The organism is Umezawaea tangerina (assembly GCF_003002815.1).
Taxonomy (GTDB): Bacteria; Actinomycetota; Actinomycetes; order Mycobacteriales; family Pseudonocardiaceae; genus Umezawaea; species Umezawaea tangerina.
Window position 1 is genome coordinate 639977 of record NZ_PVTF01000004.1, and the last position, 13155, is coordinate 653131.

Here is a 13155-nt window from a genome sequence, read left to right on the forward strand (position 1 = left end):
CTGCGACCGGGAGGTTGGGCCAGGCGGCCCAGCGCGGGGGTGTCCGCGCTGGTCGCCGCAAACCTTTGCGCGCCGGTTTTCCCAGATGGAGCGGTCTACCGGTTGGCGACCGGGTTGGTCAGCGTGCCGAGACCCTCGACGGTGACCGAGACGCTCTGGCCGGACTTCATCGGGCCGACGCCCGCGGGGGTGCCGGTGAGGATGACGTCGAGCGGGCGGAGGGTCATGACGGCGCTGATGTACTCGATGAGCTCGCCGATGTCGAAGATCAGCTGCGACGTCCGGCCCTCCTGGACGACCTCGCCGTCCAGCTCGGTGCGGATGGCGACGTCGCTCGGGTCGAACTCGGTCTCCACCCAGGGGCCGAGGGGGCAGAAGGTGTCGAAGCCCTTGGCGCGGGTGAACTGCACGTCGGCCTTCTGCAGGTCGCGGGCGGTGACGTCGTTGGCGATCGTGTAGCCGAGGATCGACTGGCGGGCGCGGGCGGCGGGGATGTCGCGGCCGCCGATGCCGATGACGACGGCCAGCTCGCCCTCGTAGTCGACCCGCTCGGACACCGCGGGCAGCTTGATCTCGGCGTTCGGGCCGATGACCGCGGTGTTCGGCTTGAAGAAGATGAGCGGGTTCTCGGGGACCTCGTTGCCCAGCTCGGCGGCGTGCGCGGCGTAGTTCCGGCCGACACCGATGATCTTGGGCGGCAGGAACGGGGCGAGCAGGCGGACGTCCGCCAGCGGCCAGCGCCGACCGGTGAAGGTCGGCGTGCCGCCGAAGGGCTCGTCCGCGATCTCGACGGCCGTCAGGTCGTCACCCTCGCCCTCGATCTTGGCGAAGGCGAGTCCGTCTGGCTGGGCGATTCGGGCGATGCGCACGACCTCCACCCTAAACCAGGGCGCGAACCCGCATCGCCTTGTGGACCAGGGCGTCGCAGAGGGCGAGCCAGCTGGCCTCCACGATGTTGCCGTGCACGCCCACGGTGGTCCACTCCCCCTCCCCGTCGGTCGACTCGACCAGCACCCTGGTGACCGCGTCGGTACCGGGGTCCTCGGTGAGGATGCGCACCTTGTAGTCGGACAGGTCGACGCTGTCCAACCAGGACAGGTGCGGGCGCAACGCCTTGCGCAGCGCGGCGTCCAGCGCGTGCACCGGGCCGTTGCCCTCGGCGGTCTCGATGACCCGCTCCCCCGCCACGTGCACCTTGACCGTGGCCTCGGACACGATCCCGCCGCCCTGCCGGTGGTCCAGCACGACCCGGTAGGACTCCAGCGTGAACGGCGGTTCGTCCAGTTCGGACAGCTCGGCGCGCAGCAGCAGCTCCAACGAGGCGTCGGCGGCCTCGAACGACCACCCCTTCGCCTCCAGCTCCTTCACCTTGCGCACCGCGTTCGTGACCGCTTCGGGCCGACGGGCCAGGTCCATTCCGAACTCACGTCCCTTGAGCTCGATACTCGCCCGGCCCGCCATCTCGGTGACCAGCACCCGCATGCCGTTGCCGACGGTGTCCGGATCGATGTGGTTGTACAGCTCCGGATCCACCTTGATCGCGCTCGCGTGCAGTCCCGCCTTGTGGGCGAAAGCCGACGCCCCTACGTATGCCTGGTGGGCGTAGGGGGCGAGGTTCGCGATCTCCGCCAGGGCATGGGAGACGCGGGTGAGCTCGGCCAGCGACTCGGTGGGTAGCACCGGAAGGCCGAGCTTGGTCACGAGGTTCCCGACGACGGCGAACAGGTCCGCGTTGCCCGCCCGTTCGCCGTACCCGTTCGCGGTGCACTGGACGTGGGTCGCCCCCGCCTGCACCGCCGCTACCGTGTTCGCCACCGCGCAGGACGTGTCGTCCTGGCAGTGGATCCCGACGCGGAAGCCGGTGCGGGCGATCACGTCCCGCACCGTGTCGGCCAGCCCCAGCGGGAGCTGGCCGCCGTTCGTGTCGCAGAGGACGACGACGTCGGCGCCACCGTCCACTGCGGACTCCAGGACGCGCAGCGCGCAGTCCGGGTCGTAGGCGTAGCCGTCGAAGAAGTGCTCGGCGTCCACGAACACCCGCCTGCCGTGCTCGACGAGGTGGCGCACGGTGTCGCGGACCATCGCGCAGTTCTCCTCGACGTCGGTCCGCAGCGCCAGTTCGACGTGCCTGCGGTCCGACTTCGCCACCAGCGTCACCACCTCGGTGTTCGCGTCGAGCAGCGCCCTGACCTGCTGGTCCTCGTGCACCTTCACGGCGGCCTTGCGGGTCGCCCCGAACGCCACCAGCTTGGCCCGCTTGAGCTCCAGCTCGCCCGCCGCGGCCCGTGCGAAGAACTCCGTGTCCTTCGGCATCGCGCCCGGCCACCCGCCCTCGATGAACCCGACGCCCAGCGAGTCCAGCAACCGCGCCACGGCCAGCTTGTCCGAGGCGGAGTAGGCGATCCCCTCCCGCTGCGCACCGTCCCGCAACGTGGTGTCGAAGACGTGGAAGGTGTCACCGAGCGGGAGGCTGCTCACGGTCTGCTCCTGGCTGAAGTGGTGGGAGGTGGCGAAGTCCGGAAAACAAAAAGACCCCCCGCAGGATGCGAGAGGTCAGCGCGCCGGTGCTCGGAGAAGCACTACCCGGCGCGCTCGTCAATAATGATCACGGTGTTGGAAGCCACGGAGGGATCGTGCCACAGCCCCCGCTCCGGTACCAAGCGTCGAGCCCGAATTCCCACATCCTGGGTAACGGGTGGGAAAACTCCCGGACCCGGTGTCCGGGGCGCAAACGTCACCTGGCGCGGGCGGGCGAGTCGTGCAGGACGCACTCGGCGCAGTAGCCGCCACCGGCCCGCCACCACTGGCAGCAGGTGCGGCGGCGGGCGCGCCAGTCGTCCGCGGTGCCGGCGAGGGTGAGCAGCCCCGGCCTCCCGGTCGCGTCCCGCAACGCCGACGCGGTGGCCAGCAGGTCCCCCGGCAGACCTCCATCCGCCATTCGCCTCGCGACCGCGCCGATCAGGCCCACCGGGTTGCCCCACAGCTCGGCGTCGCGGGCGCCCATCGCCGTGAGGGACCGGGCGAGCGGCGCGAAGAACGCCTCGACGCCGTGCCACCACCCGCGCGCGTCCAGCGGATGGCTCCGCCGCGTCGACAGGCCCGCGAGCCCGCCGTCCGGGCCGAGCACCGCCGACGCCGTGGCCAGGTCGGGCACCGGCAGTCCGAAGTGGACCTCCGGGATCGTGGCGCAGCAGGCGAGCCAGCCCGCGCGGAACGCGACGAGCACCACGGCCGCGCGGTGGTGGGTGAACCCGCCGCGCGCCTGCCACTCGTCGACGCAGCCGGTCAGCCACGGTCCGTCCGGGGAGCAGAAGTCGCTCCACGGCACGGAGCGCCCGGACGCCGACCGCGGCAGGAGCCGGTCGCAGCGGGCGAGGTGCGCGGCCGTCATCCGGCGAGGAACTTCGCGAACGCCTCGATGGCGGCGGGGTTGCGCGGGCTCTCCACCAGCGCGGCGTACGGCAGCACGAAGAACCGCTTGTCCCGGACCGCGGGCACCGCCGCCAGTGGCGCGTAGGACTCCAGGAACGCCCGCTTCTGCTCCGGGGTGTTCGCGTCGCCGTCGGCGTAGTCGTTGATCAGGATCACGTCCGGGTTCCGCTGCACCACGGTCTCCCAGCCGACGGTGGTCCAGCTGTCGTCCAGGTCGCCGAAGACGTTGACGCCACCCGCCTTGCCGATGACGTCCTGCGGCGCCGCGTTGCGGCCGGCGGTGAACGGCTGGTCGAGACCGCTGTCGTAGAGGAACACCTTCGGCTTGGGCCTGCCCGCCCCGAGCTGCTCCGCGGCGGCGACCTGCGCCTGGTACCCGGTGATCAGCCGCTCGGCCCGGTCCGACACCCGGAAGACCTTCCCGAGGTTGCGCAGGTCCTCGTACAGCGCCTCCAGCGGCGGCATGATCCCGCGCTGCTTGCCCACGCCGTTGCGGCACGCCTCGGTGAGCTGGTAGGTCGGGATCCCGAGCTCCTCCAACGAGTCCGGCGTGAACCCGGTGCTCTCCGAGAACCCGTAGTTCCAGCCCGCGAACACGAGGTCGGCGCCCGCGCCCTGCACGACCTCCTTGGTGATCTTCTCGCCGAGCTTCGGCACCCGCTCCCAGTCGGCCTTGAACGGCGACGTCGCCAGGTCCGCGGTCTGCCCGCCGCCGATCACGTAGCCCGCCATCCGGTCGGCGAGGCCCAGCGCGAACATCAGCTCGGCGATGCCGGTGTCGTTCGTGACGACCTTCCCCGGCACCCGGTCGTAGGTGACGTCCTGCCCGCAGTTCCGCACGGTCACCGGGTCGGTGGCCGACGTGTCCTGGGCGACCGTCGCGCCGCACGCGGTGGTGGCGAGGACCAGGAAGAGGGCGAGCAGCCTCACGGGGAAACCTCCGGGTGTCCGAACAGGAGCTGGGGCGCTCCGCTGGTGGGGTGGACGACCAGGTGCGCGCGCACGCCGAACACGGCCAGCACGAGGTCGGGGGTGAGCACGTCGGCGGGAGCGCCGCCCGCGACGACGCGGCCGCCGTCGAGGACGTGGACGCGGTCGCAGTACGCGGCGGCCAGGTTCAGGTCGTGCAGCACCGTCAGCACGGTCGGCCCGACGCGGCGGACGAGCGCGAGCACGTCCAGCTGGTGGCGGATGTCGAGGTGGTTGGTGGGCTCGTCCAGCACGAGCACGTCCGGTTCCTGCACGAGGGCGCGGGCGATCAGCACCCGCTGCCGCTCGCCGCCGGACAGCGTGAGGAACGTGCGCCCGGCCAGGTGTTCCGCGTCGACCTGCCGCAACGACCGCGCCACCAGGTCGTGGTCGCGGTCGGTGTCGCGGTCGAACGCGCCCTTGTGCGGCAGGCGTCCCATCGCGACGACCTCGGCGACGGTGAAGTCGAACTCGACGTGGCTGTCCTGGGTCAGCGCGGCCAGCCTGCGGGCGCTTTCCTTGAGAGGCATGGCGAGCAGGTCCTGCCCGTCCAGGAGCACCGCTCCCCCGCTCGGCCGCAGCGCCCGGTAGACGCAGCGCAGCGTGGTCGACTTGCCGCTCCCGTTGGGACCGACGATCCCGACGACCTGGCCGGAGGCCGCCGACAGCGTGACGTCGTGGACGATCCCGTCGACCGAGACCCCGTCGAGCCCGAGCTCCATCACTTCCCCCCGAACACGTAGCCGCGGCGGCGCATGAGGAACACGAAGCAGGGCACGCCGAGCGCCGCGGTGATGACGCCGAGCGGCAGCTCCTCGGGCGCGGCCAGCAGCCGGGCCGCGACGTCCACCCAGATCAGGAAGCTCGCCCCCGCCAACGGGGCCACGACGAGCACGCGCCGGTGGTCGGCGCCGACCACCATGCGGACCAGGTGCGGCAGCATCAGCCCGACGAACCCGACCGCGCCGCTGACCGCGACCAGCACACCGGTCATGGCGGCGGTCACGACGAACAGGTGCCTGCGCGTCCTGGTCACGTCGATGCCCAGCGTCGTCGCGGTCTCGTCGCCCATCGACAGGCCGTTGAGGCGGCGGGCGTTGGCCAGCAGGTAGCCGGTGCCCGCGACCGTCACCGCGGCGGCGACCGGCAGCGACCCCCAGGTGACACCGCCGAGGCTGCCGAGGAGCCAGAACATGGCGGCGCGGGCGGCTTCGCCGTGCGGGGCCTGGAAGACCAGGAGCATCGCCAACGCCGAGAAGCCGTACGCCATGGCCGTTCCGGTGAGGACGAGGCGGAGGGGCGTGAGCCCGCCGCGGGTCCTGGCGGCGAGGTAGACGAGGGCGGTGGCCGCCAGCGCGGACAGGAACGCGGCGACGGAAAGGGCGTAGACGCCCAGGGAGGCGAAGAGCCCGAGCGTGGCCACGGCGGTGGCGCCGACCGAGGCACCGGAGGAGATGCCCAGGACGTACGGGTCGGCGAGGGCGTTGCGGACCATGGCCTGGATGGCGACGCCCACCACGCTGAGGCCCGCGCCGACGACGGCCGCGAGGAGGACTCGGGGGAGGCGGATGTCCCAGACGATGTGGTACTGGCCCGCGTCGGTGGCCGGGATGGTGCCGCCGGTGGTGGCGGCCTGCAGGAAGGTGAGGACCCTGGGGAAGGGGATGGGGACCGGGCCGAGGGCCACGCCGCAGACGATGGAGGCGGCCAGCGCCACGAGCAGTCCGGTCACCAGGGGGTGGAGGGCGCGCCGTCGGGTGTGGACCGTGGTCACCTGGAGCCTTTCGGGCTAGGTGGCCTGAGCGCGAGCGACCCACGGAGGTCCCCGTCCCGCGGACCACGGCAGGAAGTGGAGTGGTTCGCCGCCGATGGGTGATCGGGCTCGTCCTCCCGGAAGAGGACCTACCGTTGCGGGTCAGCGCCGGATTTCGACCGGACTTCCCCCAGGGGCAGCGCTGTGATGCTGTGCGTTGGGACGACGGGGTGTCAACCTCGGGTGGTCGAGGTCACGCCGGTGCGACCGCTGGGCCGCACCGGCGTGCTCTTCCCGTCAGGCGAAGACCTGCAAGCCGGACAGCTGGCCCGCGGGCCAGCCCGTGTTGGCGGTGAAGGTGACGCGCAGGTAGCGGGTCGTGGTGCCTGGCAGGGTGATGCTCACCGTGTTGCTACCCGCGGTGAACGTGTACGCGGCCGAGGAGACCAGGGTGGTGAACGCGCCGCCGTCCGTGCTCCCGCTGACCGACAGGGTCTGCGTCCTGGTGCCCCAGGACGACGGCAGGGTCAGGACGGCACGGCGCGCGTTGGCGGCGCTCCCGAGGTCCACCTGGACCCATTGCGGGAAGGCGTTGTTCGCGCTTTCCCAGTAGGTGTCCTGGTTGCCGTCCACGGTGTTGCCGCTGCCGTAGCCCTGGGTCTGGCTGCTCTGCGCGGTTCCCCTGCCCCTCGCCAGGTCCGACGGCGGCGGCGGGGTACCGCCGACGACGGGCTGGGTGGGACGGACCGGGGTGAGCGCGATCTGCCCCTTGAGCATCCGCCCGCCGTCCCCGGTGAGGCGGAGGTAGTAGTCGGCGGAGCACGCGGTGCCGTCCTCGTCGAGGGCCAGCATCCCCGAACCGACCGGCACGAACGCCTGGGTCTCGGCGGTCTTCGCGATCTGGTTGCCCTCGTTGTACTCGTCGAACATGGAGATGTAGATGCCCTGCGCCCCCAGGCGGACCATGTTGTAGAACTGCCGCCACATGAAGTCGCCGTGCGCGCGGTGCCTCGCCGGGAGGTCCCCCGGCAGCACACAGGGCTGGTAGTCGATCCCGCGGGCGTTGCACTCGGCCTGGTCGGGCTGGTTCACGTTGGTGTAGAAGCGATCCGTGTCCGCGACGTTCCCGATCCGACCGACCATCCACGGCGACAGCATGTCGAAGGAGCGGTAGACGCCCGCGAACCCGGTCCGGGAGTCCTCGGTCTCGGTGCGCCAGTGCGTCGGCACACCGCCGATGACGTAGCAGCCCTGCGCCTTGAACCAGGTGATCACGTCCTGGCACGGGCCGGGCGCGAACGGGCGGCCGGGGTCGTTGAACCCGAACCCCCAGATGCAGACGACCGGCTTCCCGTTCTGCCGGGCGTAGGCGGGGGACGAGACGAGGGCCGACATCTTGGCGGTCCAGTCGGTCTTGATCTCCGACTGCATGTTCGACCAGTTGGTGACGTCGTACATGATGTAGAACTTGCGGCCGTTGGCCTCGGCGGCGGAGCGGACCTTGACCGCCATCCCGTCGCGGGTCGGGCCCTCGCCGCCGAACGGGTTGAAGCGCTGCAACGCCGCGGTGTCGCAGTTGTTCTCGCGCATCCAGCGGAAGTGCGTGTCCACGGTCTGCTGGTCGTAGCTGGAGAACAGCGTGGCGGGCTGGCCGTTGCCGAGGTTCTGGTAGGCCGTGGGGAAACCGCGGGAGTAGTCGCGCATGTCGGGCCACGCGGTGATCGCGGTGTTGGCCGGGGACGGTGCCTGGCCCCAGTTGTCGGCCCAGTGCCACCAGGCGTTGATCGGCGAACCGTCGCCGGGGGCGGCGAACCAGCCCTGGTAGCCGACGGTGATCTTGCCGACGACGTCGCCGGGCGGACTGGCGGCCCGCGCGGGTGCGGGGACCACCCCCGCCAGAGCCGACGCCGCCAGGGCCGAACCGAGGAAAGTCCTCCGGGACACAACCACCGCGATCTCCTTCGTTGGAGGTGCTCGCGGACCAGTGTTGCGCAAGAAGTGGGCAGAATCACGCAAAGTATCGACAATGACCGGTGTTCCGGTCGTCGACCTGAAGATGCCCGCCGGACCGGTGCGGTCGGGCGGGCATCGTCCAGGAGTTCCAGCAGGTCAGGTGCGGACGTTCGACGAGACGAGCGCCGCGAGGCGGTCGCCGATCGCGTAGGTCGCACCCGGCGACTGGTGGTCGCGCGTCGCCAGGTCGAAGGCCACGGAGGCCTCGATGCGGCGGGCGGACTCGTGCTCGCCGAGGTGGTCGAGCATCAGGGCGACCGACAGCACGGCGGCCGTCGGGTCCGCGACGCCCTGGCCCGCGATGTCCGGCGCGCTGCCGTGCACGGGCTCGAACATGCTCGGGTTGCGCCGGGTCACGTCGAGGTTGCCGCTGGCCGCGAGGCCGATGCCGCCGGTCACCGCGGCCGCCAGGTCCGTGAGGATGTCGCCGAACAGGTTGTCGGTGACGATCACGTCGTAGCGGCCGGGGTCGGTGACGAGGTGGATCGTGGCCGCGTCCACGTGCTGGTAGGACACGGTGACCTCCGGGTGCTGGAGGGACACCTCCTCCACCACGCGCGACCACAGCGACCCCGCGTGGGTCAGCACGTTCGTCTTGTGCACCAGCGTCACGTGCCTGCGCGGCCGGTTCGACGCGCGGGCGAAGGCGTCGCGGACCACGCGCTCGACGCCGAACGAGGTGTTGATGCTGACCTCGGTGGCGATCTCGTGCGGGGTGTCCTTGCGCAGCAGGCCGCCGTTGCCCGCGTACAGGCCCTCGGTGCCCTCGCGCACGACGACCAGGTCGATCTCCGGCGCGTCGGCGAGCGGGCTGCGCACGCCGGGGTAGAGCCGGGCAGGCCGCAGGTTGACGTGGTGGTCCAGTTCGAAGCGGAGCCGCAGCAGCAGCCCCCGCTCCAGGATCCCGCTGGGCACCGACGGGTCGCCGACCGCGCCGAGCAGGATTCCGTCGTGCTGGCGCAACTCGCCGAGCACGGACTCGGGCAACAACTCCCCAGTGGAGTGCCAGCGAGCCGCGCCGAGGTCGTAACGCGTGATCTCGGCCGCCGGAACGACCTCACCGAGCACCTTGAGCGCTTCGGCGATGACCTCGGGCCCGATCCCGTCTCCTGGGATCACTGCGAGCCGCATCCACACACCTCCCAGGTATCAGTCCCAATTGTCGGGACTTACTTTCCTTTGCGAAAGGCTACCGGCAATCGGGAGCGCAAACGGTTCTCGGCCACACTTTCGTGGTCACTTCTCCCGTACTGCGGGACACCTAGACGGTCCATACCACCCGTTCGGGTGTCACCCGCAGTGTCTAACGAGACCGGCCGGCCGGGGAAGTCCCCGACCGGCCGGTCCTCGAATGGAGCACTACCGACTAGTAACCCGAGCCACCCGAGCCGCGCACCTTCACGACGGAGACCTTCTCGCCGGTCGCGTTGTGGTGGTTGAGCACGAGCAGGCTGTCCGCCTTGTCCTTGGCCAGGGCCGCGGTGTCGCGGTTGACCACGAGCGCGGTGCCGGGCTTGGCCACGTACGACAGCGCGGCGTCACCGCCACCCTGCACGGACAGACCCGGCTTGAGCGGGTCGAACGAGAACGAGCCGGGGATCGAGTCGATCAGGCCGTTCGTCGTGCCCGGCGCGACGTACAGACCCGCGACGCCGACCTGGTAGGACACCCGCGAGGTGTCCTTGGTCGGGTCGAGGCCCAGCGCCGTGAGCAGCACCGGCAGGACGACGACGTTGGTGTCGAACAGGTTCGTGTCCACGTCGCCGAACTGGCCGTTGAGGCCCTGGATGTCGACGGTCGCGCCGCTGGCGAGGTCCACCGTGGTGGCGACCATCAGGTCCGTGTCGGTCAGCTTGGTCGCGAACGTCTCGAAGTCCGGCACCCCGTCACCGGTGGTGTCGATGTCGACGAACGGGGTCGTGTTGCTGCCGATGTTGTACCAGTTGCTCCAGGTCGCCACGCCGAACGCGAGCAGCGACTCCTCGGGCACGCCCTGCGCCTTGGCCAGCGGCGCGGTGGACGCGGCGCCGACGTAGCGGAGGTCACCGCCCTTGGCCGTGCCGTTCACGGTGCAGTTCTCGGTGACCTTCTTGCCGCACTCCTTGAGCTTGGGCGAGGTGCCCTGCAGCTCCAGGACGCTGATCAGCGAGCGGTAGGCCTGCGAACCGGTGCCCTGGTTGACGCCCTTGCCCTTGAGGTTCAGGACGGCCTGCTTGTCCTTGCCCTTGAACTGGACGCTCTCCGCGGTCGTGATCTTCGCGACCGGCTTCGGGGCCGAGTAGACCGGCACCCGCAGCGGGACCGTCGCGCCGGACTTCGGCGTGAAGACCACGCGACCGGACGCGTCGGCCAGGAACTGGCGCGGCACGTCGAGCTGCAGCGGGTCGACGGTGGAGTCCATCGTCTTGCGCAGCGCGGCCGGGTTGTCGATCTTCAGGGTCACCTTGACCTTGGCGACGCCGCGGGGGCTGATCTTCACCGAGCCCGAGGAGAGCTGGTAGCTCACACCGGGGATGGAGGTGATGGCCTCGTAGCCCGCCGAGTACTCGACCCACTTGGCGCTCTTGTTGACCAGCTTGACGGTCTTGCTGAGCGACACCGGACCGCCGACCTCGACGGTGCCGAAGGAGACGCTCACGTTGCCCGGGTCGTCCTGGACCATCGCGAGGACCTGGTTGTCCAGGGCCGCCTTGCCGTCGATCCGGCCGGAACCGACGCGGTTGGGCGCGTAGGTCTTGCCGTTCTCCTTCACGTCGGCGCTGGCGCTGTTCATGATGTCGGCCTTGACCTCTTCGGTCGTCCAGTCCGGGTGCGCCTCGCGGACCAGGGCGGAGATGCCCGAGGTGTGCGGGGCGGCCATCGAGGTGCCGGAGATGACCAGGGTGCCGTTGCCGGAGCCGACCAGCGCCGAGGCGATGGTGTCACCGGGGGCGGCGATGTCCGGCTTCACGACCGGGCCGCGCACACCACGGGAGGTGAACGAGCTCGGGGTGTCGCTGATGGACTGGTCGTAGGTCGGGGTCGAGGTGCGCAGGCTGCCCGCCAGGCGGACCTCCAGCGTGCCCGCGTTCAGCGCCGGGCGGACCGCCGCGGTGGCCGTGCCGGTGAACTGGAAGACCGGGATGGTCGCGTTGCCCGCGATGCCAGCGTTGAAGTTCTCCAGGCTGGACGAGAACAGCGCGCCGACCGCGCCGGCGGCCTGGGCGTTGTTCGTGCGCGCCGCGGAACCGCAGCGGCGGGTGGCGTCGACGTCGTCCCACTCCAGCCAGGCGAACTTGCCCGCGACGGCGGCCTTGTCGGCGGCCGAGAACGGCAGGCAGCCGTCGAGGTTCGCCGGGTCGGTCAGCTTCACGGCGGGCTTGGTGAGGTCGAGCGTCGGGTAGCCGGTGTAGTTCTGGCTGTACTGGCCGGGCTTGACGCCCGCCGCGGCCGCGGGGGCCTTGACCTCGGCGCCGTCGCGCAGCACGTAGGAGTCGCGGACCGAGGCGACGGTCAGGGCCTCGGGCGAGGAGCCCGGCGAGCCGCCGATGTCGTACAGGTCGCCGCCGTTGCCCGCGGAGAACACGGTCAGCACGTTCTTCTTGTTGAGCTTCTTCACGAAGAGGCTGTCGGGGTCGTCCGGTGCGCCGTAGTCCTGGCCCAGCGACAGGTTGACCACGTCGAGGTGGTCGGAGAAGTCGCCGTCGCCGTCGGGGTCGAGCGCCCAGTCGAGCGCCACCGACGTCACGTTGGTCGAACCCTCGCAGCCGAACACCTTCAGCGCGTACAGGAGCGCCTTCGGGGCCGTGCCGGGGCCGATCTTCATGGCGTTGAGCGCCTCGGGCGTGAGCTTGGTGTAGTCGCCCTTGAACGTCGTGCCGTCGGCGTTGACGCCGAAGCCCGCCGTCGTGCCCGCGACGTGCGAGCCGTGGCTGTTGCAGTCGATCGGGTTCGGGTCCGGCTTCGGCGTGTTGATCGCCGGGTCGTCGCTGGCGCCGTCGTAGCCGTTGCCGACGAAGTCCGTGCCGCCGACGACCTTGGCCGTCGGGAAGTACGACGGGTCGACCTTGGTCTCGTCGATCGCCTCGAACGCCGCGGGCGTGCCGGGGCCGCCGAAGTCGGCGTGGGTGTAGTCGATGCCGGTGTCGATGATGCCGACCCGGACGTTCTCACCCAGCTTGCCGTACTGCTGCCACGCCTTGATGGTGTTGGTCAGCTGCACCGCGTTCGAGTTGGTGCGGGTCTTCGGGACGACCGCGCGGACGGACTTCACGTCCGGGCGGTCCGCCAGCTCGCGGACCTTCGCGGCGTCGGCGGTGACGATCACACCGGGGACGCCGTTCGTGGTCCGGGAGACCTCCTTGGTGGAGGAGTCGGTGCTCTTGAGCTGGCCGACGACCTGGTCGGTGACCTTGGTCGTGTCGCTCTTGGTCACCTTGGCGGCCTGCTTGGCCTGCTCCTTGGTGGCGCCCTGGCTGGTCTTCTCGTCATAGGTGTCGACGGCGGGCTTCGCCTCGAGCTCGACGAACGCGGTGACCTTGCCGGAGGTCGCCTTCAGCCGAGGCGAGACCTTCAGCTGCAGGGAAGCGGCCGGTAGACCCTTCGCGGCGGCGACGGAGTCCGCCTTCGGGTCGTCTGCGGCGACCGCGGAGCCCGCGGTGGCGCCGACTACCAGGATCGCGGCGAGCACGGGGCCCGCTGACCTGGCGAGAATGCGAGTTCGACTCACAACATGCCCCAACCGAGGCCGGATACGACCGCGCGGGCAGAGGGGGAGAAACCGGTAGGGACTGCTCGCGGGGGTGCCGTGCCCTCTACGGCACCTCGGTCAACCTCGTTGGGGGGAATTTAATCGGTCAACATCGCCGGGATATTACTCCGAACGAGTGACGGCACCCACAGAATTGCTTACCAGATGTCAACTGTCACACGTCCGGGCGCAAGCGCGATATACCTGGTCAAGCGAACTGGCTCCAGGGGGCGTTCCGGGGCCGGAACGCCCCCTGGAC

9 protein-coding genes are annotated in these 13155 nt (G+C 70.6%); all 9 read right to left on the reverse strand.

Annotated elements, in window-relative coordinates; translation table 11 throughout:
• Nucleotides 1-95: 95 nt before the first annotated feature.
• On the reverse strand, nt 96-869 hold the full coding sequence (locus tag CLV43_RS17035; protein ID WP_106188292.1) for a fumarylacetoacetate hydrolase family protein: 774 nt from the start codon (nt 867-869) through the stop codon (nt 96-98).
• Nucleotides 870-879: 10 nt separating this feature from the next.
• Complete coding sequence (cimA, locus tag CLV43_RS17040; protein ID WP_106188126.1) at nt 880-2478, reverse strand: citramalate synthase; 1599 nt, start codon at nt 2476-2478, stop codon at nt 880-882.
• Between the two features lie 256 nt (nt 2479-2734).
• A complete protein-coding gene (locus tag CLV43_RS17045) occupies nt 2735-3391 on the reverse strand; it encodes a (2Fe-2S)-binding protein (RefSeq protein WP_106188127.1) in 657 nt (218 codons plus the stop codon).
• Nucleotides 3388-4362: an ABC transporter substrate-binding protein gene (locus CLV43_RS17050; RefSeq protein ID WP_106188128.1), complete on the reverse strand. Its 975-nt coding sequence runs from the start codon at nt 4360-4362 to the stop codon at nt 3388-3390. Before CLV43_RS17050 ends, CLV43_RS17045 begins: the two co-directional genes overlap by 4 nt.
• On the reverse strand, nt 4359-5123 hold the full coding sequence (locus CLV43_RS17055) for an ABC transporter ATP-binding protein (RefSeq protein ID WP_106188129.1): 765 nt from the start codon (nt 5121-5123) through the stop codon (nt 4359-4361). Before CLV43_RS17055 ends, CLV43_RS17050 begins: the two co-directional genes overlap by 4 nt.
• A complete protein-coding gene (locus CLV43_RS17060) occupies nt 5123-6175 on the reverse strand; it encodes a FecCD family ABC transporter permease (RefSeq protein WP_106188130.1) in 1053 nt (350 codons plus the stop codon). The genes CLV43_RS17055 and CLV43_RS17060 overlap by 1 nt, the downstream gene beginning before the upstream one ends.
• A 276-nt stretch (nt 6176-6451) precedes the next feature.
• On the reverse strand, nt 6452-8098 hold the full coding sequence (locus CLV43_RS17065; RefSeq protein WP_245886540.1) for a glycoside hydrolase family 99 protein: 1647 nt from the start codon (nt 8096-8098) through the stop codon (nt 6452-6454).
• Nucleotides 8099-8263: 165 nt separating this feature from the next.
• The gene (locus CLV43_RS17070; RefSeq protein WP_106188132.1) at nt 8264-9298 is read right to left on the reverse strand and encodes a 3-isopropylmalate dehydrogenase; all 1035 of its coding nucleotides are present in this window, start codon (nt 9296-9298) and stop codon (nt 8264-8266) included.
• A 235-nt stretch (nt 9299-9533) separates the two neighbouring features.
• Nucleotides 9534-12875: a S8 family peptidase gene (locus CLV43_RS17075; protein WP_106188133.1), complete on the reverse strand. Its 3342-nt coding sequence runs from the start codon at nt 12873-12875 to the stop codon at nt 9534-9536.
• Nucleotides 12876-13155 lie beyond the last annotated feature (280 nt).